The organism is Rhodococcus sp. NPDC127593, assembly GCF_042671975.1.
Lineage (GTDB): Bacteria > Actinomycetota > Actinomycetes > Mycobacteriales > Mycobacteriaceae > Rhodococcus_F.
On sequence record NZ_JBHXWI010000042.1, the window covers coordinates 1 to 23,708 of the forward strand.

The window sequence follows — 23,708 nt, forward strand, 5'->3', positions numbered from 1 at the left end:
GCCCTGCGCCGCGAAGTGCGCCGCCTGCTGGCTCGAGCCGCACTGGCGGTCGACGGTGGTGGCCGGAACCGAATCCGGGAATCCGGCCGACAGCAGCGCCGTGCGGGAGATGTTGAGGGCCTGCTCGCCGGCCTGACCGACACAGCCGCCGATGACGTCGTCGACCTGTGCGGGGTCGATGCCGTTGCGTTCGACGATGCTGCGCAGCACGTGCGCCAGCAGTTCCACCGGGTGCGTGCCCGACAGCGCGCCGCCGGGCTTGCCCTTACCGGAGGCGAGGCGCAAGGTATCGATGATTACTGCATGTGTCATGGCTGAGTTCCCTTCGGTAGGCCTGAACCCTGTCGGCGAGAGGCCGGGGTCAGCGGTATCACTGCGGCATCCCCGCTCGAACAATCGGAGTCGATGCGCCGGCCGAATTTGCCGTGGGTGACGGCCTGCGTGCACTTCCGCCGGCGCATCGCATGTCCAGGAGCCGGCGCGATTCCTCCGGAAGTGTCGAGTGGGGAATGGCTCACAGGTTACGTGATCATCCTATAGTTGGATGTCCATGTATGTCTAGTGAAGGCGGCCTCCGGTCCGGCCCTGCAACCTTCCGCCGTTCCCGGCCAACTGCGTTGGAGCGGGGTGCCACTACCGAGCCGCCGGTTCTAGAGGGGCAATGGACGGTTGTCTACCACGCTTTTCATGACGAGTGTGGAGCTGAGGCGCCCGACGCCGGGGAGGGTGGCGAGACGTTCGTCGTAGAGCGTCTGGAAGTCGGGCAGGTCGCGGGTGATGACCCGCAAGAGGTAGTCGGGGTCGCCGAAGAGTCGTTGCGCTTGCAGGACATGGGGAATGGCAGCTACGGCCTGTTCGAATGCCTCGATGGTGTCGCGGTCGGCGGCGCGCATGGTGACGAAGACGAGCGCCTCGAATGTGAGTCCCAGCGCGCGGGCGTCGAGCTGGGCACGGTAACCAGTGATCGCGCCGGAGCTCTCCAATGCGCGTAGCCTCCGGTGGCAGGGCGAGATGCTGAGTCGGACTCGATCGGCGAGTTCGGTAAGGGTGAGGCGACCATCCTGCTGGAGTTCGGCAAGAATTTTCCGATCTACTGTGTCCATGTGGAAGATTTTCCCCCAAACGTGCGGTGTTCAGGGAATCTTTGGCAACACTTTCTGCCCGATTCTTTCTAATCTTTCTTATCGGAACCGCCGGGCGTTCTGGTGTTCCGAGAGTGTGAAGGATGAGTGAGAGTCATGGCGATCGGTACCGTTGCTGCGTTCTGGGCGGTGTCTTTTCTGTTCGTGCTGACGCCGGGCGCGGATTGGGCGTACGCGATCGCGGCGGGGTTGCGGCATCGCAGCGTGGTGCCGGCGGTGGGTGGTCTGTTGTCGGGGCACCTGGTGATGACCGCGGTGGTGGCTGCCGGCGTCGCCGCGCTGGTTTCCCGCTCGCCGTTGATGCTGACCGCGTTGACGGCGAGCGGGGCGGCGTACCTGGTGTGGCTGGGGATCACGATGCTTGCAAAACCTTCGGCGCCGCCGCAGGCCGGTCCGGAGCAGGCACCGGAATCGTGGGTGCGGCAGGCCGTCAAGGGCCTGGGGATCAGCGGGCTGAACCCGAAGGTGTTTCTGCTGTTCTTGGCGCTACTGCCGCAGTTCACCGACTCGGGTGCGCGGTGGCCGCTCGCGGTGCAGATCGTGCTGCTGGGTGCCGTGCACACGGCCAGCTGCGCCGTGATCTACACGGGTGTGGGGACGGGGGCGCGGGTGGTGCTGCGGGCACGACCCGCCGCGGCACGGATGGTGACCTGGGTGTCGGGTGCGGCGATGATCGTGATCGGTGTGGTGCTGCTGTTCGAGCGGGTGGCCGGATAGGACTCGGCGACAGCGGTATGTTCACAAGCGTTGTGGGCCTGCCGATGCCGGCCATGCCCGGGGGAACGGAGCCCGCAGCGCTTCCGGCAAGACCGGGGTGAATTTGGCGGCCGCTTGTAGTCGGTTGTCCCGAAGCGCGGCGGCGCCGCTGCGGACCATCGTTTCGACCAGTTCGGCGGCGAGCGCCTCGGGGGTGAGGCGCAGCAACCGAGCGGCGTCGGTCAACCACGCGCGCGCGTGCAGATAGGGCTCCACTTCGTCCACGAGGACTCCACCTCGAATCATCAACGCGAAAGCGAAGATTCGCCGGATGCCGTACCACACCGCGCCGTCCGGGTCGTCGACGAGACGCCGGCCGCGACGCAGTGCGCTGGCGAACGCGGCTATGGGATCGGCGGGAATCGGCCCGTGGGCGGGCAGCAGCACCCGCGGCTCGAGGTCGGCCAGTCGTTGCAGCGAGGCGACGTTGGTAGCCGCGGCGCCGGGTCCGTCGAGGGCGAGATTGACCCAGCCGACGTCGTAGTCGGACAGCGCATCTCCCACTATCAGTAGTCGCTCCTCGGGCTGCCACAGCGCCAGGTGGCTGGGAGTGTGGCCGGGCGTGTGGAGTACTTTCCAGTCGGTGTCACCGAGCCGGAGTAGTTGCCCGTCGTCGAGCGGCTCGTCGACGGTGTACGGGGCGACCGGCTGGTCGAGGTACTCCGCGAGACAGCAGCGCGGGTCCCGTCGGGCGATGGCGTCGGCGTCCGGGGCGCTGGCCGCGATGCCGGCGCCCCTCGCCTGCAGGAGTGCGTTGCCGCCGACGTGGTCGGCGTGCCAGTGGGTGTTCACGACCCGGGCGAGGTGATCGCTGTGCGCGCATACCCAGTCGGCTGTCTGCTGCGCATGACCGACGAAGCCGCTGTCGACGAGCGCCGCTTCCCGCCCGTCGATCAGCAACAGGTTGGCATCGGGAAACGGTCTGCGCTGCCAGATCACCCAGTCCGGCAACCGCTCTGCGCCATTGGTGTCCACTCCGGTCACCAGTCGGCGGGGCGGCCCTTGAGTTGTTCCCAGTACCGGCGGTGGGCGCGCCGGGACGGCTCGCTCGTCATGCCGGCGGCCAGTTCCTTCCGGTCCAATGGGTCGGACAGGTCCGCGATGTCGCGCAGGGCGGGGGCCTGCAGAGCCTGCTTGGTGTAGGCGTAGTTGCCAATGCAGTCTTCGGGAGTCAGCTCGGCGAGGGCGACGGCCCGGTCGAGCAGCTCCTCCGCCGGCACCACCTCATGCAGAATCCCCATTTCATGTGCTTCCTGGACGGAGAAGATCTCCCCTTGCAGGCACGTTCGCGACGCCACCGGCTGCCCCCATGCGTAGGCGAGCATCCGCAGATACACCGCGGGCATCGGGATCCCGATGTTGACCTCGTTGATTCCGAACCGGGCGTCGCCGGCGGCGGCGACCGTGCGATCGCACACGGCGGCGGTGATGAGACCTCCGGCGAAGGCGTGCCCGTTCACCGCGGCCACCGTCGGTCGTGGGTAGGTGAACAACCGGATATTTGTTGCCCGGTAGTCCTGGAACCACGATGCGACCTGCGCCTCGTCCCCAGCGAAGAGCCGAAAATGCTCGGCCAGGTCCAGTCCGGCGGAGAATCGGGTTCCGGTGCCGGTCAGCACCACCGGCGACTGCGGATGGTCGCGCTCGAGTCGATCGAACGCATCGTGCAGGTCGGCGAAGAAAGCGCGGTTCTGCGCGTTGACCGGGTTGGTGTTCATCGTCACGACCGCAACGCGACCGCGCAATTCAATTGTCCAGCTCATGCAATTTCCTCCGTACAGGTTGACGTGAATGTGGTTCGAGTTTGGGCGTGTTCGGGCCTACAGCCCGAGGATCTGGAGAGCCTGTTCGCGCATGTCGACCTTGCGGACCTTCCCGCTGACGGTCATCGGGAACTCGTCGATGCAGTGCACGTAGCGCGGGATCTTGTAGTGCGTGAGTCGGCCCGTGCAGAACTCTCGGAGGTTGTCGGCGTCGATCTGCTCGGCGCCCTCGCGTAGTCGCAGCCACACCATCAGCTCTTCGCCGTACTTGTCGTCGGGTACGCCGATCACCTGGGCGTCCAGGATGTCGGGATGGGTGTAGAGGAACTCCTCGATCTCCCGCGGGTAGATGTTCTCCCCGCCGCGGATCACCATGTCCTTGATCCGCCCGGTGATCGCGACGAACCCGTCCTCGTCCATGACCGCGAGGTCGCCGCTGTGGATCCAGCCATCCGCGTCGACGGTCTTGGCGGTCTTCTCGGGTTCGTTCCAGTAGCCGAGCATCACCGAGTAACCGCGGACACACAGCTCACCGGACTGTCCGGCGGGCATGGTCTCGCCGGTCGTCGGGTCGACGACCTTGACCTCCACGTGCGGGTGGGCCCGCCCGACAGTGGACACCCGCCGGTCCAGGGAGTCGTCCACCCAGGTCTGGGTGGAGGCCGGGGACGTCTCGGTCATCCCATACGCGATTGCCACTTCCGGTGCCCACGCCGTGACCTGCTTCATGATCTCCACCGGGCACGGTGAGCCTGCCATGGCTCCGGTGCGGACCGACGACAGGTCGTATGTGCTGAAGTCGGGGACGTTGAGCATGCTGATGAACATCGTCGGAACCCCGTATACCGAGGTGCACTGCTCCTGCGCGCACGCAGTCAGCACGGCGACCGGGTCGAAGGCCGGCGACGGAATGACGACACAGGCGCCGTGCGTGCTGGCCCCGAGGTTGCCCATCACCATGCCGAAGCAGTGGTAGAACGGCACCGGCACGCAGATCCGGTCGAGTTCGGTGTACCCGAGCAACTCGCCGACGAAGAACCCGTTGTTGAGGATGTTGCGATGCGAGAGGGTGACGCCCTTCGGCGACCCGGTGGTTCCGGAGGTGTACTGGATGTTGATCGGATCGTCCGGGGAGAGGCGGCGCTGCACCGCGGCCAGCCGATCCGGCGCCAACCGGCTACCCCGGTCCAGCAGACCCGCCCACTCGTCACTGCCGAAGAACACCACTCGCTCCAAACCCGAAGCTCGGGGCGACACTTCGGCGACCATCGCCGCATAGTCGGAGCCCTTGAACGACGGCAGCGTGAAGACCACCCGGATCCCGGATTGGCCTAGCACGTATTCGAGTTCATGGGTGCGGTATGCGGGGTTGAGGTTGACCAGGATGGCGCCCACCTTCGCCGCGGCGTGCTGCACGATCACCCATTCCGCGCAGTTCGGTGCCCAGATCCCGATCCGATCACCGGGAGCGATTCCGTCGTCGAGCAGGGCCGAGGCCAGCGCATCCACGTCCGCGCGCAGTGTGGTGTACGTCCATCGGCGTCCGCTGGGAACGTCGACCACTGCCTCGCGCTCGGGAAACCTCGAGACGGTCTGGTCGAAGTTGTCGCCGATCGTCATCTCGAGCAACGGCCGCTCGGTCGGACCGACGGTATGACTCAGCCTGGTGTTCATGTGTGCTCCTCCATTCTCTGAGAGAAATGTGACCCGGGAAACGAACGAGCGGGACCCCCGAAGGTAGGTCCGGGGGCCTTGTACCCCCCTTGTGGGGTACGACGTTGCCACGGTGTGACGGCACTCACTAGCCTCGTCATCAGATGCTTATTTGGAGGCGGACGTGACCATGTCTTTCGACACCGATACGCCGATCGAACGGCGCATCCTCGCGCGCTCGCTGGAGACTCTCCGCAAGCACGCCGGTATGGACATGGTGTTCGGTGGGCCGGTGCATCACGGGGCAGCGGCGATGGAGATCACCGACCTGACCGGGGTCCGCACTCGCTCGGCGGTGAACCTGGTGGTCCGCAACGGTGAAGGGCTCGGCGGCAAAGCATTGATGCTCGCCCGCCCGGTCTCGGTGGCCGACTATTTCTCGGCGCAAGGCATCACGCACGTCTATGACCATGCCGTGCGACCGGAGGCCATCGAGACCCTGGCTGCGCTTCCGATCATCGTCGACCGCGTACCCCGGATCCTGATCTACCTGGCGGCCCGCACCCATGTTCGCCTGGGTGACCGCTGGTTCGACAGTTTCACCCCGTTGGTCCGTCGGCTCGAACGCGACATCGCGGTCGAGGACGAAGTGCGGCGGCGGCTGAGCCTGATGCGTACCGCTACCGAGGCCGACCGGGCAGTGCTCAGCCGTGCCGACCTGTACGACATCGCTCAGGAACTGACGGACCTGGCCGGCCAGATCGAGGACGAGACCCTGCGCGCCCGGCTCGAGGCGGTTGGGAACCGGTTTGCGCCCGTGCTGGGGTCGGCCGGATCGCAGGAACCGCCCACCCTGCTCCGGCCCCGCGAGATCGACGTGCTCGAACACGTCGCACGAGGTCTGAGCAACCGTGAGGTCGCGGAGGCCCTCGGTCTGCTACCCAATACGGTCAAGTCCTACCTCAAGAGCGCCATGCGCAAACTGCACGCGACCAACCGCGTGCAGGCGATCCTCGCCGCCCGCGAGCGCGGACTCATCCGCTGATTCCTCCCGCCTGCAACGTCGCACGCACCGAGGACCCTCCCCCAGGCCTGTCTGCGCACACCGCCGCCGGTCGAATCGTTGACCGCGGCAGACCCTGGTATGCCCGACGCCTACCCACGAAAGGGGCTACCCGGCAACACAACCCACTTTGGGGGGTGTGGCACCCGATGTAACGGCGCTCACACTGCTCGTCGTACCTCAGCTCCTCCGCCAGCGGGCGGACGGGCCCACCGAGCAGGAGATCACGATGTCCCGAACCGTCGACCCGGTGAAAAACCCACCGACCACCCCGATGCGTCGCGTCGCCATAGCCAGCTGCACCGGCACCACCATCGAGTTCTACGACTTCTTCATCTACGGCACCGCGGCAGCATTGGTCTTCCCGAAGGTCTTCTTCCCCGCCCTCGGTACGGCAGCCGGCACCGTCGCATCCTTCGCCACCTTCGCCGTCGCGTTCGTCGCCCGGCCCCTCGGCGCCGCGATCTTCGGCCATTTCGGTGATCGGATCGGCCGCAAGAAGACACTGGTCAGCACACTGCTGCTCATGGGGATCAGTACCGTGCTCATCGGACTGCTCCCCGGTGCCGCCACCATCGGCGTGGCCGCACCGCTCGCGCTGATCGCACTGCGGATTGCGCAAGGCCTCGCCGTCGGCGGTGAATGGGCAGGGGCAACCCTGCTGGCCACCGAATACGCCCCCACCGGCAAACGAGGCCTGTACGCGGTGTTCCCACAACTGGGGCCCTCGCTGGCCTTCGCTCTGTCCAACGGCACCTTCCTGGCGGTCAACCTCTTCGTCGGCGAAACCTCGCAAGCGTTCCTCGACTACGGCTGGCGGATCCCGTTCATCGCCAGCGCCCTGCTCGTGCTCATCGGCCTCTATGTCCGGCTGAAGGTGGAGGAGACCCCGATGTTCGCCCGGCAGGCCACCCAGACCCGCCGTGCAAGCGCAGGCCCGCTCCTCGGAGTCTTCAAGAACCAGCCCCGTGAGCTGCTCCTCGCCGCCGGATCCCTGGCGATGATGTTCGCATTCTTCTACATCGGCACTGCCTACCTCACCTCGTACGGCACCGCCACCCTCGGCCTGAGCCGCACCACCGTGCTCTCCCTCGGCCTGATCGCCGCCGTCGTCTTCTGTGCGGCGATCATCCTGTCCGCCATCTACTCCGACCGAATCGGCCGCCGCAAGATGGTGCTCGCCTCCTGCATCGTGGCCATCCCCGGAGGGCTGGTGCTCTTCCCCCTCCTCGACACCGGCTCCCCAGCGGCGTTCCTCGCCGGCCTGGCCCTCGCCCTGGTCATCATGGGCGTCTCCTACGGGCCCGCGGGGGCACTGCTTCCGGAGATGTTCCACACCGAATACCGCTACACCGGCGCCGGCATGGCCTACGCCATCGCCGGAGTCATCGGCGGCGGCACGGCACCCATGCTTGCCGCGGAACTGACCTCTCGATACGGCAGCACCGCGGTCGGGTGGATGCTCGCCGGCTTCGGCCTTCTCAGCTTCGCGTGTGCCCTCGCACTGCCCGAAACCCGGCACCGCGTCATGGAAGAGACCGGGACCGACGACAGCCGGGCGTCCCACCCCGTTTCCGAGACCGCCTGACCCGACGGGCCCTGCGCCCGTCGTCGGGACCGCGGCACAGCCGCGCACAGCCGGCGGCGGGCGCGTTGGACCGTTGCCTTCGCAATCTGAGAGACGTAGTAATGACGAACACGATCGACGCCTGGATGCAGCACCCGACCCAGCGGTGGCTCGACATGCCCTTCCTGGACTCCCTGCGACGCTGGTCGAAGGGAATCATTCCCGAGGCCGAACCGCCGGTGTCGTGGACGCTCGAGCGCATGGACGAAGCCGGCGTCGAATTGGGCATGCTCAGCGCCTGGCACGCCCCAATGGGACCGCTGATCAGCAACGACGAGGTCGGGGACATCGTCAAACGCCACCCGGACCGCTTCGTCATGGTCGCCTCCGTCAGCCTCCGACAGCCGATGGATGCCGTCCGAGAACTTCGTCGAACTGTCGAGGAATACGGCGCCTGCGCACTGCGGATCCTGCCGTGGCTGTGGAATCTGCCGCCGGACGACCGCCGCTACTATCCGCTGTACGCGGCGTGCTGCGACCTCGACATCGCCTTCTGCACCCAGATCGGTCACACCGGCCCGCTGTGTCCCTCCGAACCCGGTCGCCCGATCCCGTACCTCGATCATGTGGCACTCGAGTTCCCGGAACTGCGAATCATCGCAGGTCATATCGGTGTGCCCTGGACCAATGAAGCCATTTCACTGGCCACGAAGTACCCGAACGTCTACATCGACACCTCCGCGTACAAGACCTCCCGCTATCCGGCGGAGATCGTCGACTACCTCCGCGGGCACGGCCGGCACAAGGTGCTGTTCGGTTCCAACCACCCCGCGTGGCCGGCACCCGACTGTCTGTCCGGGCTCGACGAACTCGGGATCGATGACAACACCCGCACGGCGTTCTTGCGCGACAACGCAATCCGCGCATTCAATCTCCCGTACTGACCAACAACTGCCGAGGATGCACATGTTCACCAACGACTTCACCCAGACCTTCGGAATCGATCACCCCATCGTGTGCGGCGGCATGACCGCCGTCGGCACCGCAGACTTGATCAGCGCCGTGGCCAACGCCGGGGCACTCGGATTCCTCACCGCCCTCACCCAACCCACCCCAGAAGCGCTGGTCAAGGAGATCGCCCGCTGCCGCGACCTCACTGACAAACCGTTCGGCGTCAACCTCACCATCCTGCCGACCATCCAGCCGGTCCCCTACGACGAATACCGCGACGCCATCATCGACAGCGGCATCACCATCGTCGAAACCGCCGGCGGCAACCCACAACCGCACCTGCCCGCATTCAAAGCGGCCGGCGTGAAGGTCATCCACAAGGCGGTCTCGGTCCGGCACGCCGTCAAGGCCGAGCAACTCGGAGTCGACGCGGTCAGCATCGACGGCTTCGAGTGCGCCGGGCACCCCGGTGAGGACGACGTCCCCGGGCTCGTGCTCATCCCCGCGGCGGCCCGGGCACTGACCATCCCGATCATCGCCAGCGGCGGAATCGCCACCGGCGCCGGACTTGTCGCCGCCCTCGCGCTCGGCGCATCCGCCGTCAACATGGGCACCCGATTCATGGCAACCACCGAGGCACCCATCCACGACAACGTCAAACAACAGATCGTCGACAACACCGAACGCGACACCGTCATCGTCTTCCGCGAGTTCCACAACTCCGCCCGCGTCGCCCGAAACTCGATCTCCGAAGAAATCGCCACCCTCTCCCGCCGACCGGATGCCACTTTCGACGACATCGCCCATCTCGCCAGCGGCGCCCGCGGCCGCGAGCAGGTGTACGGCAACGGCGACGTCGAAGGCGGGCTCTGGTGGGCCAGCCAAGCTCAAGGCCTGATCCACGAAATCGGCAGCTGCGAGGAAGTACTCGACTCGATACTCACCGAAGCCCAGCACATCATCACCCGTAAACTTCGCGACCAATTCACCGGCTGAACGAGCCTTCTCACGCGAGACTCAACCAGACAACGCGGCGGTGGTGCGGCCCGGTCGACATTTGTGCCGACCGCGTTGTCTGGTTTTCGCGGATGAAACCGCAGCGCGCCGGCCACATATGTGGCGCGTGTAACATGCTTGCTACGTAAAGCTCGCGAAAGGCAGGTGCCGCACCGGCGGCGCAGTGGGTTGACATGGGTAAAGCCGAATCATTGGATCGCCGAGTCGAGCGTCATTTGCAGGCTCGACTCGAACAACTCCGCCGTGCCAGCGGCCTGCCGGTTGTGCTCGCCGGTACCGCGACACCAAAGGCCGAGGGCAGGCGTCTGCGGATAACCACGCTCTCCGGCACCATCGGCCGGGCACTCCTCGGCCTGGAAGTCGCTGCGGGTCAGGGGATCGGCGGTATCGTCGTCTCCCGTGCAGCCCCCTGCCGGGTGGACAACTACGCCACCGCCAGGTCGATCACCCACGACTTCGACCACATCATCCTCGGCGAAGAGCACATCCACTCGATGTTCGCGATGCCGGTAGTCGTCGACGGTGCAGTGCGCTGCGTCTTCTATGGGGCAACCCGTGAGAGCCGACCGATCGGTGACATCGCCTTGAGCGCTGCCGGGCGCATCGCCGCATCGACGGCCCAAGACCTCGCGCGACTCACGGCGCTCGAAGAACTCCCCGGCGCCGAGCGACCCCGAAACCCGATACTGACGTCCGCCCGAATCGACCGCGCCGTCGACGAGCTCCTGGCAATCACCAGCACCGTGGCCGATCATGCCCTTCGTGAACGGCTCACCCGGATCATCGACGATCTCGGCGGAAACACCCGGGGCCCTGTCCAGCCCCGCCCCGATCAGGTGGCGATCACCCCTCGCGAACTCGACACCCTCCGGCTGGTCGAGCTCGGTGCGAGCAACGCCGTCATCGCCGAGGACCTGGGCCTGAGCCTGCAGACAGTCAAGGCCTACCTCAGCTCCGCGATGCGCAAGCTCAATGCATCCAATCGCACCTCCGCCGTCCACACGGCACGCGCATACGGCCTGCTCTGACCACCTTTCTGCGCCTGATCTGCCCTCATCCGGCCCGATCCGCATCACGGACACATGCCGTCCGTGAAGTACGTCACGAATACCTACTTTTGCGCGTAGTGGGCGCCCCTGACCTCTCCGTAGCGTTCCGGTAGCCCGTTCAGATCGGGGTACGACGCAACGAGGAGGGGGCCATGAGCAACACCGACGGCTGCCTCGCGACGCGTCGCCGCGGAACGGCTCCCGTGCCACACCGGGCGTCGCTACCGGCGCGCTGGTGACGGGACCGATCTCGTTTCGTGTTCAGAGCGCGGCGGTGTTGCGCCCCGTCGGAAGGAATCACCTTGCCCCACATGAGTTATGCTAGTGGCTTCGCGGAAACGCCGCTGATCGGCTGGACCATCGGAGACCAGCTCGAACGCACCACCGAACGCTTCCCCGACCACGATGCGCTCGTCGATATGCCGACCGGGCGGCGGTGGACCTACCACGAGTTCGACGACGCGGTCACCGCTCTGGCGACAGGGCTTCTCGCACTAGGCATCGATAAGGGGGACCGGGTCGGAATCCTCGCCGTCAATGTCCCGGAGTGGGTGCTGGCCCAGTACGCGACCGCGAAGATCGGCGCGATTCTGGTGAACATCAACCCCGCGTATCGCACCCACGAACTCGCCTACGTGCTGCGCCACGCCGGCATCTCCATGCTGATCTCCGCGTCCGGATTCAAGAGTTCCGACTATGTCGCGATGATCGAACAGATCCGACCCGAGATTCCTGCCCTTCGCGAGGTGGTCATCCTCGGCTCGTCGGATTGGGACACGCTCGCCGAGACGATCCCCGACCGCGCAGCGGTTTCCGCGCGATCAGCCGAACTCGATCGCGACGACCCGATCAACATCCAGTACACCTCGGGAACCACCGGTTCACCGAAGGGCGCCACCCTCACCCATCACAACATCCTCAACAATGGCTTCTTTGTGACGGAGGTCCAGCAGTTCACCGAAGCCGATCGCATTTGTGTGCAGGTGCCCTTCTATCACTGCTTCGGCATGGTTCTGGCGAACATCGGTGCCATGACTCACGGTAGCTGCGTCGTCATTCCGTCTCCGTCGTTCGACCCCGCGGCATCGCTGGCCGCAATCGAGGCCGAACGCTGCACGGCCCTGTACGGCGTACCGACGATGTTCATCGGAATTCTCGAACACCCCGACTTCGCCAAGGCCGACCTGTCGAGTCTGCGCACCGGAGTCGTGTCAGGCTCCCCGTGTCCGCTCGAGTACATGAAGCGTCTGGTCGACGACATGCACCTGAAGGACATCACCATCGCGTACGGGATGACCGAGACCTCACCGATCTCCACCCACACTCGGATCGACGCCTCGATGGAACGACGAACCTCCACGGTGGGCACTCCGCTGCCGCACGTCGAGGTCAAGATCATCGATCCGGGGACCGGTCGGACGGTACCGCGCGGTACGACCGGCGAGCTCTGCACCCGCGGCTACCTGGTTATGAACGGCTATTGGAATGAACCGGAGAAGACCGCAGACGCGATGGATGCCCACGGCTGGATGCACAGCGGCGATCTCGCGACGATGGACGACGAGGACTACGTCAACATCGTCGGACGGTGCAAGGACATGGTCATCCGGGGCGGCGAGAACATCTATCCCCGAGAGATCGAGGAGTTCCTGTACATCCACCCCGACGTCGCCGACGTTCAGGTCATCGGCGTGCCGGACCCGAAATACGGTGAGGAACTCTGTGCCTGGATCCGGATGCGGCCGGGCACCACCGCGCTGACCGCGCAGACTCTTCGTGAGTTCTGCGCCGGCAAGATCGCCCACTACAAGATCCCTCGTTACGTCCGGGTCGCGGACGAGTTCCCGATGACGGCCAGCGGCAAGATCCGGAAGGTCGCCCTGCGCGAGCAGAGCGTGCGTGAACTCGACCTCGACGATACCGCTGCTACCGCGTGACCCGCCCGCCGGATCCCCCATCGCCGACCGTATTCATTTGGAGCTCAACAGATCCTCTGCACTGAAGGGAGTTCTCATGACCATCGATATCGACCGCAAGGGCCATGTCGCCGTCATCACCATCAACCGACCCGAGGCGCGTAACGCGCTCGACCCCGAGCACAACGACGCGCTCGGCGCCGCGGTGGCTGATTTCGAAGCCGACGACGACCTGTACGTCGCGGTGCTCACCGGAGCCGGAGACGTGTCCTTCTCGGCGGGCGCCGATCTGAAAACCCTGTTGCCCGCGTATCGATCCCGGGTACTCGCGGGCGAGAAGGCACCGTGGAACTTCGGCGGCTTCACGACCGTCGACCGGAGCAAACCCATCATCGCGGCGCTCAACGGACATGCCCTGGCAGGCGGCTGCGAGATGGCTCTGGCCTGCGACATCCGACTTGCCGCTCCCAACGCGTCGATCGGGCTCGCGGAAACACGGTGGGCAATCATCCCCGGATCCGGCGGAACCGTACGCCTTCCGCGCACGATCCCCGTCGGTGCAGCGATGGAGATGATCCTCACCGGGGACCCCGTCGACGCTGCCGAAGCCCACCGACTGGGCCTGGTGAACCGGGTCGTTCCTCTCGAGCGGTTGGTGCCCGAAGCGGTGCAACTGGCGCAGCGCATCGCCGCCCGCGGGCCCCTCGCGGTCCGTGCCGCCCGCGCATCCGTCCTGGAAAGTTTCGGGGTACCCGAGCAGGAAGCGTTACGGAACGAGTTCGAGCACTTCCTTCGCGTCATGGATACCGACGACGCCGGAGAGGGGTATGCCGCCTTCACCGCGAAGCGGGAACCGACGTACCACGGCCGGTAACGGCACCTCGACAACCAACCAAGGAGTAATGCAATGACAGTCAAGGAAGATAACGACGGCGCCGTCACCGTCCTGACCATCAACAGGCCGGAGGCGCACAACGCGGTGAACATGGCGACGGCCGCCGCGTTGGCGGCCGCCATCGAGCGATTCAAGCACAACGACCAGTCCAGCGTGCTGGTCCTCACCGGCGGTGGGTCGAAATCTTTCTGCGCCGGAGCAGATTTGAAGGACATCCCCGGACTGCTCACCAACGAGGAGTTCTGCGACGCGGTGGGGCCGATGGGCTTCGCGAAGCTCGACCCGGGCAAGGTCACCATCGCCGCGATCAACGGATACTGCTTCGCCGGTGGCCTCGAACTCGCGGCCTGGTGCGATTTCAGGATCGCGGACGAGCATTCGGAGTTCGGGGCCCTGAACCGCCGGTGGGGTGTTCCCTTCTTCGACGGCGGAACCCTGCGTCTGCCGCGGATCGTGGGTCTGAGCAACGCTTTGTGGATGATGGAATCCGGTGTTCGGTTCGACGCGCAGCGGGCACGTGAGATCGGATTCGTTCAGGACGTCGTACCGGCCGGTGAGGCCTTGCCTCGGACGATCGCGCTCGCACAGCACATCGCCGGCTATCCGCAGGAAAGCCTGCGGGCGGATCGCCAGTCCATCCTCGCTTCCGGCGGATATCGGACCGAGGAAGGGCTCGCCCTCGAAGACGACTACCGGCGGGCATCGCTCGACAACCCGGAAGTGCTGCAGCGACTCGAAGCCTTTGCCAGAGGCGAACGCCCGGAGTCACCGCGGCCGGCGTGAGCCCCAACTCGATTCGCAACCGAACGCTGCGGGTTGCCCCGGCAACCGCAGACCAGAGAACACCGCACTCGGTGAGTGCCGGTCAGGAGAATTTCTGATGATTGATCGCAATGCAATGTACATCGACGGAGCGTGGACGTCGGGTACGACGGAGACGATCTCGGTGGAAAACCCCGCCACCGAAGAGGTGATCGGTGTCGTCCCGAACGGCACCGCCGCCGACGTCGATCGAGCGGTCCAGGCCGCTCGTGCTGCCTTTCCCGGGTGGGCCGCGACCTCCCGGGCCGAACGGGCGGCGTTTCTGGGTCGGCTGCACGCCGGACTCGACAAGCGCGCCGCGGAGATGGCCGAGACCATCGCAACCGACGTCGGCACACCGATTCGGATCGCCAGCCGTATCCAGGCGGCGCTTCCCCTCACCGACATCGCCGGCTACATCGACCTGCTCGAGCAGGACGAAACCGAGGAGCGGATCGGGAACTCGCTCATCGTCCGGGAGCCGGCCGGTGTGGTCGCGGCGATCACCCCGTGGAACTATCCGCTGCATCAGATCACCTGCAAGATCGCACCCGCACTCGCGGCCGGCTGCACGGTGGTCGTCAAGCCGAGCGAGGTGGCCCCGCTCGCGGTGTACCAGCTCTTCGATGCCATCGACGAGGCCGGCTTTCCCCCCGGTGTGGTGAACCTGATCAGCGGCTACGGCGCGGGCGTCGGTGAAGCGTTGGTGACCCATCCCGAGGTGGACGTCGTCTCGTTCACCGGCTCCGTCCGCGGCGGTGCGCGAGTGGCCGAACTCGCGTCCCGGTCCATCAAACGCGTCACCCTCGAACTGGGCGGAAAGTCCGCCAACGTGATCCTCGACGACGCCGACCTATCCACCGCGGTGAAGGTGGGCGTGGCGAACGCCTTCCTCAACGGAGGCCAGACCTGCACCGCATGGACCCGCATGCTGGTCCCCGCCGATCGTCACGACGACGCGGTCGAGCTGGCGAAGATCGCCGCGGAAGGATTCTCCCCCGGCGATCCCCTGGACCCGAAGACGAAGCTCGGACCGATGGTGTCCCGCGCCCAGCGCGACCGTGTCCGCGAATTCATCAAGACGGGGATCGACGAGGGCGCCCGCCTCGTTGCCGGCGGCCTCGAAGCACCCGATGGCGTCGAACGCGGATACTTCGTGCGACCGACCGTCTTCGCCGGTGTCGACCCGGATTCGGTGATCGCGCAGGAGGAAATCTTCGGTCCGGTGCTCTCGATCATCCCGTTCGAGAACGACGACGACGCCCTCGCTATCGCGAACAATTCGTCCTTCGGCCTGCACGGTGCAGTCTGGTCCTCCGACCCGGATCGGGCACTGGCCTTCGCCCGGCAGGTGCGCACCGGGCAGATCGACATCAACGGTGGCGCATTCAACCCGCTGGCGCCGTTCGGCGGCTACAAGCAGTCCGGCGTGGGCCGCGAAATGGGAAGGCTGGGCCTCGACGAGTTCCTCGAGACCAAATCCATCCAATTCTGAAAGGAATATCTATGACGAAGCGAGACTCGAAGACGACCGAAACGGGGTCACCCGATGACCGCCGCTGAGCCCTCGGCCCTGACCCGCGTCGAGGACCGGGTGGGCCGGATCACCCTCAACCGACCCCGCGCCATCAACGCTCTCGACCACGGCATGGTCCGCGCAATCAGCGAGGCACTCACCGCCTGGGCAACCGACGACCGTGTCGACACCGTGGTGCTCGACGGCAGTGGCGAACGTGGCCTGTGCGCCGGGGGCGACATCCGCTCGATCTACGATGACGCCCGCACCGGCGGCAGTGCATCACTGGCCTTCTGGCGCGACGAGTATCGGCTCAACGCCTACATCGCTCGCTACCCGAAACCCTATGTGGCGGTGATGGATGGGCTGGTGATGGGCGGCGGTATCGGCGTCTCCGCACACGGTTCCCATCGACTCGTCACCGAACGCACTCGGATCGGGATGCCGGAGGTCGGCATCGGATTCACCCCCGACGTCGGCGGCACCTACCTGCTCTCACGCGCACCGGGTGAACTCGGCACCTACGCTGCACTGACAGCGGGGCAACTGTCCGGCGCGGACGCCATTCACGTCGGGTTGGCCGACCACTACGTGCCGAGCAACAAGCTTCCCGCACTGGTTGCCGCACTCGCGACGATGCCTCCCGATGCGGCGGTGACATCGGTCGCCGAAGCGCCACCGACCAGCCCCCTCGCCGACCGGCGGGAGTGGATCGACGCCTGCTTCAGCGCCGACACGGTCGAAGAGATCGTGGCCCGGCTCCGGGCGGCCGGGCCGGGCACAGAAGCGAACGAGGCGGCGGACAATGTGCTGGCAAACTCGCCGACAGCGCTCAAAGTCACACTGCGCGCCCTGCGATCCGCCGCCACTCTCCCGACGCTCGAGGCCGCCATCGACCAGGAGTACCGCATGGCGGTCGCCGGTCTACGGTCCCCGGACTTCGCCGAGGGCATCCGCGCGCAGATCGTCGACAAGGACCGCAGCCCGCGGTGGTCTCCCCGCACGCTCGAGCAGGTCGACGATGCGTTGGTCGATCGGTTCTTCGCCGCCCCGGACAGCGGTGACCTCGGGCTCGTACCCGCACAGGTATAGCGCAGCCTCGGATGCAGCGCACACGGAAGTGCCTTGACCGACGATGCCGCACGGTGGTGCCCGCGAACTTCACGTCCTTCATGCCGGATACGCCTCCGGCGGCACTGGAACCGCGCTACAGCTACCGACTTTCGGGTGTACCGCGAATGTGACTCACATCATACGGTTTTCGTAATCGACCATCCGGCACCATTCTTTCAGGAGCAACCGTGAGCGCACCACCACCCATCACCGTCGACGACGGAGGCATCCCCATCACCCGGCAGCCTCGGCTACGGAAGGTTGCGATGGCCAGCTCGATCGGCACGACCATCGAGTTCTACGACTTCTTCATCTACGGCACCGCCGCTGCGCTGGTGTTTCCCACCGTCTTCTTCTCGAGCATGCCGCCCGCGGTCGCCACGTTGGCGTCGTTCGCGACATTCGCGGTGGCGTTCTTCGCCCGGCCCGTGGGCGCAATCCTCTTCGGCCACTTCGGAGACCGGCTCGGGCGCAAGCGAACCCTCGTCTGGACACTGCTGATCATGGGCGCCGCCACCGTGGTGATCGGTCTGCTACCGGGCAGTCAGTCAGGTGCATTCGGCCTGTTCCCCCACGGAATCGGGGCAGCAGCGCCCGTGTTGTTGGTACTCATGCGATTCCTGCAAGGGTTCGCCGTCGGCGGCGAATGGGCCGGCGCCGTGCTGCTCACCGCCGAGTACGCGCCGAAGAACAAACGCGGCCTGTACGCGATGTTCCCGCAACTGGGACCCGCGTTCGCGTTCTTCCTCTCCAGCGGAACATTTCTCGTCTTCACCCTCGCAGCGGGCACCGACGCCGGCGCCGACAGCGCCTTCATGTCGTACGGCTGGCGCATTCCGTTCCTGCTGTCAGCTCTGCTCGTGGCGGTCGGGCTCTGGATTAGGCTCTCCGTGGACGAAACTCCGGTCTTCAAGGCGGTGCAGCGCCGCGCAATTACCACTGGCAGCAACAAGCTGCCATTTCTCGACGCGATCCGATTCCAATGGAGGGAGATCCTGATCGCCGGTGGCGCCCTGGCCAGCCTGTTCTCGCTCTTCTACATGGGCACTGCGTTCCTGACCAATTACGCCACCAAGAATCTCGGCTTCTCCCGCACGACCGTCCTCGCGATGGGCATGTTCGCCGCCGTATTCTTCGGGCTGGCCATTGCCGTGTCAGCGATGTGGTCCGACCGGATCGGGCGACGCAAGGTCATCATGGTCTCGTGCGGTCTCGCAGTTCCCTGGGCACTGGTGATGTTTTCCATTCTCGACACCGGCAATCTGGTTCTCTACGGTGTCGGCCTGATCGGCACGCTGATCATTTTCGGCATCGCCTACGGCCCCGCAGGCGCCGCGCTTCCCGAGTTGTTCCACGAGCGGTACCGGTATACCGGCGCCGGGCTGGGCTACAACCTGGCCGGCATCCTCGGCGGCGGCATCCCGCCGCTGCTCGCTGCGGTGTTCGTGGCCAACGGAGACGTCCTGTACGTGGGGATCATGCTCGCTGGTCTGTCGGCTGTCAGTGTGTTGTGCACCTACCTGATGGTCGAGACCAAGGACCACCGGATCGTTGAGCTGGACGCCGACACCGACAATTCCGATCGCGCCACAGAGGACACCGGCCGCCGGAGCGTCACCACCTGACGAACGCACCGGCCGCCGGTCATTCCTCGATGGCTCCGCCTATCGAGCGGAGGTACTGACGGAACGTCGTGCCATCCCGGTCTCGGGCCGCGAGGTACTCGGTGAATCGGGCTTGATCTCTGAAGCTTGTGCCGACGTTCATCTTCGCTGCCTGGTGTCGTTCGGTGTCGCGGATCGTGCTCGCCGACTCGGCGATGTCGGCGGCGCGATCGAGCGGTAGGAACAGGACACCGTCGTCGTCGGCGAGGACGAAGTCGTCGACGGTGACGGTGTACCGGCCGCACCAGGCGGTGCGCAACGCATCCCGTTCCTGGGTGTCGAGGCGCTGCGGTCCTGCGGGCAGCGCTCCCTGACTGAACACCGGCAGTCGAATGCTCCGCAGCTCACGACTGTCACGGTGCAGACCCCAGATCACGACACCGGATAGGCCGGCGTGGCGAGCTTCGAGAGTAATGAGGTCGCCGACGCAGGCTTCGTCGTCGCGGCCGGCGTTGTCGACTACCAGGACGTCGCCCGGGTCCGCGTGTTCGATGGCTTCGAGAAAGACGTCGACGCTGCCGTAATGGCGTGCGGGCCGGGCACGTCCGACGATGTGGGTGTCGTCCCACAGAGGCCGAACATTCGCGGGCGCCTGTCGAACCGGGATGTCGAGGTGCATGATCGCATCGGCAACGTGCGGGGTTGTCAGGTCCAGGTAGGTTCGTTGCAGGTCAAGCGGATTCATCGGGGTTGTCCTCTACGGCGAGCTCGGAGACCTTCAGTTCGCGCAGCAAATACGAACTCGAATTCGGCAGGTCGATCATGCTGTGATTCTATTCGCGAGGGCCGGTCAGATCTTTCCATCTTTCCGCGGGACGTCGGCGGTTTGCGCAAGGTTTCTGCGTAGTTGCGGCCGTCAGTGCGAGAATCTTCCAGCGGCGGGTGTCAGCAACGACAATCGCGGTTATCGCAGGGGTCGGCAAGGCCGCCGAATACGCCGCCGGGCACCCGCTGACTGGGTGCCGCCGGCAGCAACTGTCGGTTATCTACCTGGGACCCATGCGGATGGCGCCGTCGAGGCGGATGGTTTCGCCGTTGAGCATGGCGTTGTCGATGATGTGCGCGGCGAGGGCGGCGTATTCGGTGGCCTTGCCGAGCCGGGAGGGGTGCGGCACCTGCTGTCCGAGGGACTTCTGCGCCTCCTCGGGAAGACCGGCCAACATGGGCGTTTCGAAGATTCCGGGTGCGATGGTGACGACGCGGATGAGGTGGCGGGCCAGTTCGCGGGCGATCGGCAGTGTCATCGCGGCGACGCCGCCCTTGGATGCCGCGTAGGCGGGCTGGCCGATCTGGCCGTCGAACGCGGCGACGGAGGCGGTGTCGATGATGACGCCGCGTTCGCCGTCGACGGGTTCGGTCTGGGCGATCTTCTCCGCGGCGAGGCGGAGGACGTTGAAGGTGCCGACGAGGTTGATGCGGACGACGCGCTCGAAGTCTGCGAGGGGAAGGGCACCCGCCTTGCCGAGAACCTTTCCGGGCGTCGCAATTCCGGCGCAGTTGACCACCACGCGGAGGTCGCCGAGCGACGCGGCGAAGTCGATCGCGGACGTGACGTCACCGGCGGAGGTGACGTCGGCGGCCGTGAAGTAGGCCCCCTTCCCGATCTCCTTGGCGGCCACTTCCCCGTCGGATGACGGGAGGTCGAGCAGCACGACCTGGGCGCCGCGCTCGTGCAGGGCCCGGGCGGTGGCGTTGCCGAGTCCGGATGCTCCGCCGGTGACGACAGCGACGGCTCCATCGATCTTCACAAAGTTCTCCTCGAATAGGGTTGCGGCAGTGGTGGGAAAGGGGGGTCGTCAGGGGACGCGCAGGATCAGGGCGTCGCCCTGTCCGCCGCCGCCGCACAGGGCGACGGCACCGGTGCCGCCGCCGCGGCGCTGCAACTCGAGCGCGAGGTGCAGGGTGATGCGGGCGCCGGACATGCCGATCGGGTGGCCGAGGGCGATGGCACCGCCGTTGACGTTGACCCGGTCGGGGTCGACGCCGAGTTCGCGGGTCGAGGCGATCCCGACCGCCGCGAACGCCTCGTTGATCTCGATCAGATCCAGCTCGGCGGGCGCGATGCCCGCTGCATCACAGGCTTTCGCGATGGCGCCGGACGGCTGGAACTGCAGACCCGAATCCGGTCCGGCGACCATGCCGTGCTCGCCGATCTCGGCCAGCCAGGTCAGCCCCTCGGCCTCGGCGCGCTCCTTGCTCATCACCACCACGGCGGCGGCGCCGTCGTTGATCGTCGACGCGTTTCCCGCGGTGACCGTGCCGCCGTCCCGGAACGCGCCACGCAACCGCGCCAGGGTTTGGGCGGTGGTGTCGGGGCGGATGCCCTCGTCGCGGCGCAGCCAGGTGCTCTCGCCCCTGCGGGCGGGGATCTCCACGGCGACGACCTCGTCGTCGAAGATCCCGTTGTCCCAGGCCTTGGCCGCCAACTGGTGCGAGCGGGCCGCGAACGCGTCCTGGTCCTCGCGGGCGATGACGTCCTTGTCGTTGCCGGCCTCGGTGAGCAGACCCATCGGCTGATCGGTGAACGCGTCGTGCAACCCGTCGAGGGCCATGTGGTCGACGAGGGTGACGTCGCCGTACTTGAAACCGCCGCGCGAACCGGGCAGCAGATGCGGTGCCTGGCTCATCGACTCCATGCCACCGGCGACAATCACGTCGAACGCGCCGGACCGGATGAATTGGTCGGCGAGGATGATCGATTCGACCCCGGACAGGCACACCTTGTTGATGTTCAGCGACGGCGTGCTCATCGGGATGCCGGCCTTCGCGGCGGCCTGGCGGGCGGGCATCTGGCCGGCGCCGGCGGTGAGGACCTGTCCCATGATGACGTATTGCACCTGGTCCGGGGCGACACCGGCCTTGCCGAGCGCCGCGTCGATGGCGATTGCGCCGAGGTCGGCGCCGGAGAACCCGGCGAGGGAACCCTGCAGGCGGCCGATCGGGGTGCGGGCGCCGGCGACGATCACAGAGGTGGGCATGTGAGGAGGAGCCTTTCTCGGGGGGGGGGTGCGTCAGTTCGCGGCGAGGGTGCGGCTGATGACCAGGCGCTGAATCTGGTTGGTGCCCTCGAAGATCTGCGTGATCTTCGCTTCCCGCATGTACCGCTCGACGCGGAAGTCGCGGGTGTAGCCGTAGCCGCCGAGAACCTGGACGGCGTCGGTGGTGACCTTCATCGCGGCGTCGGTGGCGACGAGCTTGGCGACGGACGCGTTGCGGGAGTACGGCAGGCCGGCGTCGCGGCGGCGGGCCGCGTCGATGTAGGTGGCGCGCGCGGAGTCGACGGCGGCGGCCATGTCGGCGAGCAGGAAGCCGAGCCCCTGATGGTCGATGATCTTCTTCCCGAACGCGGACCGTTCCTGGGCGTAGGCGACGGCCTCGTCGAGGGCGGCCTGCGCGAGTCCGACAGCGACCGCGGCGATGCCCAGGCGTCCGGAATCAAGTGCGCTGAATGCGATCTGCAGACCCTGACCCTCCGCGCCGATGCGTCGTTCCACGGGCACGAAGGCGTCGTCGTAGTGCGCGGACGTCGTCGGCACGGCGTGCAGGCCCATCTTCTCCTCGGGCTTGCCGAACGTCAGGCCCTCGGTGTCCTTCGGGACCAGGAAGCAGGAGATTCCCTTCGATCCCTCACCGGTGCGGGCGAAGAGGTTGTAGAAATCGGCGATGCCGCCGTGGGTGATCCACGCCTTCGCGCCGTTGACGACGTACCCGCCATCGGTCGCGGAGGCCTTGCAGGTCAGTGCGGCGGCGTCGGATCCGGCCTGCGGCTCGGACAGGCTGTAGGCGCCGATGGTGTTGCCGCCGAGCATCTCCGGAAGCCACCGCTGCTTCTGCTCGTCGGTGCCGAACGCCATCAGCGGGTGGCAGGCGAGGCTGTGGACGCTGACCGCCACCGCGACCGCGGCCCAGCGGGCGGCGATCTCCTCGAGCACCTGCAGGTACACCTCGTAGGGCTGTGCGCCGCCGCCCCACTCCTCCGGGTACGGCAGGCTCAGCAGTCCGGCCTCGCCGAGGGTGGCGAACACCCCTTCGGGGTAGGTTTCCGCCTTCTCGTGCTCGTCGACGATCGGCGTCAGGACCTTGTCGGCGACGTCACGCGTGAGCTGGATCAGGTCACGGGCTTCGTCAGTAGGCAGCAAGCGATCGACGGCCACGGTTTCTCCTCGAGAAGGCTACGGAAAACAGTACTGGATTACGCCCCAGGGTACTGATTGCGAAATAGTACTGCAAGGCATCGCCCAGTACTATTTCTGTCATGGAGCAGCCCACCCGACCCGGTTTCGCCACCCGACGGCGCACCCAGCTCTTCGACGCCCTCGTCGACCTCATCCTGGTCGAGGGGTTCGCCCACCTGACGCTCGACGAGATCGCGAACCGGCTGCGCTGTTCGAAGTCGACGCTGTACACCCTCGCCGGCAGCAAAGAGCAGCTGGTCCGGGCCGCCACGGTGCACTTCTTCCGCCGCGCGACCGAGGACGTTGAGTCGCACATCGAGCCGATCACCGGGGCCCGCGAGCGGATCACCGCCTACCTGTCGGCTGTGGGCACCGCCCTCTCGGCCGCATCCGACCAGTTCATGGCCGACCTCGACGCCTTCCCGCCGGCGCGGGAGGTGTACGAACGGAACACGCAGTTCGCGGCCGGTCGAGTCCAGGAGCTGATCACCGAAGGCGTCGCCGGCGGGGACTTCCGCGACGTGCATGCCGCCTTCGCCGCCGACCTTGCCGCCACCATGATGGTTCGCATCCAGCAGCGCGGGGTCCGCGACAGCACCGGACTCGACGACGCGCACGCCTACGCCGAACTCGCCGCCATCCTCACGGGCGGCATCAGCGCCTGACC

General features: G+C 66.4%; 21 protein-coding genes and 1 pseudogene. 13 read left to right on the forward strand and 9 right to left on the reverse strand.

Annotation, left to right across the window (positions count from 1 at the left end):
* A pseudogene (locus ACFVJ3_RS32800) lies at positions 1–312 on the reverse strand (steroid 3-ketoacyl-CoA thiolase); the annotation flags it as partial.
* A 338-nt stretch (positions 313–650) separates the two neighbouring features.
* Positions 651–1,103 (reverse strand): Lrp/AsnC family transcriptional regulator, encoded by a 453-nt coding sequence (locus ACFVJ3_RS32805; RefSeq protein ID WP_378456032.1) that lies wholly within the window; start codon positions 1,101–1,103, stop codon positions 651–653.
* A 135-nt stretch (positions 1,104–1,238) separates the two neighbouring features.
* Here ACFVJ3_RS32805 and ACFVJ3_RS32810 point away from each other — a divergent pair, with 135 nt between their 5' ends.
* On the forward strand, positions 1,239–1,859 hold the full coding sequence (locus ACFVJ3_RS32810; RefSeq protein ID WP_378456033.1) for a LysE family translocator: 621 nt from the start codon (positions 1,239–1,241) through the stop codon (positions 1,857–1,859).
* A gap of 21 nt (positions 1,860–1,880) precedes the next feature.
* On the opposite strand, the gene ACFVJ3_RS32815 is transcribed toward ACFVJ3_RS32810, so the two are convergent.
* The 3 genes from ACFVJ3_RS32815 to ACFVJ3_RS32825 are packed head-to-tail and all read right to left on the reverse strand — an operon-like array spanning position 1,881 to position 5,335.
* Entirely contained in the window at positions 1,881–2,873 is a 993-nt protein-coding gene (locus ACFVJ3_RS32815; RefSeq protein WP_378456034.1) for an MBL fold metallo-hydrolase, read from the reverse strand.
* Between the two features lie 5 nt (positions 2,874–2,878).
* Complete coding sequence (locus ACFVJ3_RS32820) at positions 2,879–3,661, reverse strand: enoyl-CoA hydratase/isomerase family protein (RefSeq protein WP_378456035.1); 783 nt, start codon at positions 3,659–3,661, stop codon at positions 2,879–2,881.
* Between the two features lie 57 nt (positions 3,662–3,718).
* Complete coding sequence (locus ACFVJ3_RS32825; protein WP_378456036.1) at positions 3,719–5,335, reverse strand: AMP-binding protein; 1,617 nt, start codon at positions 5,333–5,335, stop codon at positions 3,719–3,721.
* Positions 5,336–5,504: 169 nt separating this feature from the next.
* Between ACFVJ3_RS32825 and ACFVJ3_RS32830 the strand changes: the two genes are divergently transcribed.
* From ACFVJ3_RS32830 to ACFVJ3_RS32880, 11 genes are all read left to right on the forward strand, one after another.
* Positions 5,505–6,359 carry a response regulator transcription factor gene (locus ACFVJ3_RS32830; protein WP_378456112.1) on the forward strand — a complete coding sequence of 285 codons (855 nt, stop codon included), beginning with the start codon at positions 5,505–5,507 and terminating at the stop codon, positions 6,357–6,359.
* Between the two features lie 247 nt (positions 6,360–6,606).
* On the forward strand, positions 6,607–7,965 hold the full coding sequence (locus tag ACFVJ3_RS32835; RefSeq protein WP_378456113.1) for an MFS transporter: 1,359 nt from the start codon (positions 6,607–6,609) through the stop codon (positions 7,963–7,965).
* Positions 7,966–8,066: 101 nt separating this feature from the next.
* Positions 8,067–8,888, forward strand: a complete 822-nt coding sequence (locus ACFVJ3_RS32840) for an amidohydrolase family protein (RefSeq protein WP_378456037.1) — start codon at positions 8,067–8,069, stop codon at positions 8,886–8,888.
* A 22-nt stretch (positions 8,889–8,910) separates the two neighbouring features.
* Positions 8,911–9,891 carry an NAD(P)H-dependent flavin oxidoreductase gene (locus ACFVJ3_RS32845; RefSeq protein WP_378456038.1) on the forward strand — a complete coding sequence of 327 codons (981 nt, stop codon included), beginning with the start codon at positions 8,911–8,913 and terminating at the stop codon, positions 9,889–9,891.
* Positions 9,892–10,085: 194 nt separating this feature from the next.
* A complete protein-coding gene (locus ACFVJ3_RS32850) occupies positions 10,086–10,940 on the forward strand; it encodes a LuxR C-terminal-related transcriptional regulator (protein ID WP_378456039.1) in 855 nt (284 codons plus the stop codon).
* Positions 10,941–11,272: 332 nt separating this feature from the next.
* Positions 11,273–12,898, forward strand: a complete 1,626-nt coding sequence (locus tag ACFVJ3_RS32855; RefSeq protein ID WP_378456040.1) for an AMP-binding protein — start codon at positions 11,273–11,275, stop codon at positions 12,896–12,898.
* Positions 12,899–12,974: 76 nt separating this feature from the next.
* Positions 12,975–13,751 carry an enoyl-CoA hydratase/isomerase family protein gene (locus ACFVJ3_RS32860; protein ID WP_378456041.1) on the forward strand — a complete coding sequence of 259 codons (777 nt, stop codon included), beginning with the start codon at positions 12,975–12,977 and terminating at the stop codon, positions 13,749–13,751.
* 33 nt (positions 13,752–13,784) lie between these two features.
* On the forward strand, positions 13,785–14,555 hold the full coding sequence (locus tag ACFVJ3_RS32865) for an enoyl-CoA hydratase-related protein (protein WP_378456042.1): 771 nt from the start codon (positions 13,785–13,787) through the stop codon (positions 14,553–14,555).
* 97 nt (positions 14,556–14,652) lie between these two features.
* Complete coding sequence (locus ACFVJ3_RS32870) at positions 14,653–16,068, forward strand: aldehyde dehydrogenase family protein (protein ID WP_378456043.1); 1,416 nt, start codon at positions 14,653–14,655, stop codon at positions 16,066–16,068.
* Between the two features lie 54 nt (positions 16,069–16,122).
* Positions 16,123–17,181 carry an enoyl-CoA hydratase/isomerase family protein gene (locus ACFVJ3_RS32875; RefSeq protein WP_378456044.1) on the forward strand — a complete coding sequence of 353 codons (1,059 nt, stop codon included), beginning with the start codon at positions 16,123–16,125 and terminating at the stop codon, positions 17,179–17,181.
* A gap of 287 nt (positions 17,182–17,468) precedes the next feature.
* Positions 17,469–18,827 carry an MFS transporter gene (locus ACFVJ3_RS32880; protein WP_378456114.1) on the forward strand — a complete coding sequence of 453 codons (1,359 nt, stop codon included), beginning with the start codon at positions 17,469–17,471 and terminating at the stop codon, positions 18,825–18,827.
* Between the two features lie 19 nt (positions 18,828–18,846).
* Here the strand turns inward: ACFVJ3_RS32880 and ACFVJ3_RS32885 are convergent, their stop codons facing one another.
* The 4 genes from ACFVJ3_RS32885 to ACFVJ3_RS32900 form a co-directional block, all read right to left on the reverse strand.
* Positions 18,847–19,551 (reverse strand): RraA family protein, encoded by a 705-nt coding sequence (locus ACFVJ3_RS32885; protein ID WP_378456045.1) that lies wholly within the window; start codon positions 19,549–19,551, stop codon positions 18,847–18,849.
* 301 nt (positions 19,552–19,852) lie between these two features.
* Positions 19,853–20,614, reverse strand: a complete 762-nt coding sequence (locus ACFVJ3_RS32890; protein WP_378456046.1) for an SDR family NAD(P)-dependent oxidoreductase — start codon at positions 20,612–20,614, stop codon at positions 19,853–19,855.
* 48 nt (positions 20,615–20,662) lie between these two features.
* Positions 20,663–21,844, reverse strand: a complete 1,182-nt coding sequence (locus ACFVJ3_RS32895) for an acetyl-CoA C-acetyltransferase (protein WP_378456047.1) — start codon at positions 21,842–21,844, stop codon at positions 20,663–20,665.
* A 33-nt stretch (positions 21,845–21,877) separates the two neighbouring features.
* Positions 21,878–23,020: an acyl-CoA dehydrogenase family protein gene (locus ACFVJ3_RS32900; RefSeq protein WP_378456048.1), complete on the reverse strand. Its 1,143-nt coding sequence runs from the start codon at positions 23,018–23,020 to the stop codon at positions 21,878–21,880.
* A gap of 101 nt (positions 23,021–23,121) precedes the next feature.
* Between ACFVJ3_RS32900 and ACFVJ3_RS32905 the strand changes: the two genes are divergently transcribed.
* The gene (locus tag ACFVJ3_RS32905) at positions 23,122–23,706 is read left to right on the forward strand and encodes a TetR/AcrR family transcriptional regulator (protein ID WP_164064427.1); all 585 of its coding nucleotides are present in this window, start codon (positions 23,122–23,124) and stop codon (positions 23,704–23,706) included.
* Positions 23,707–23,708: the final 2 nt, after the last annotated feature.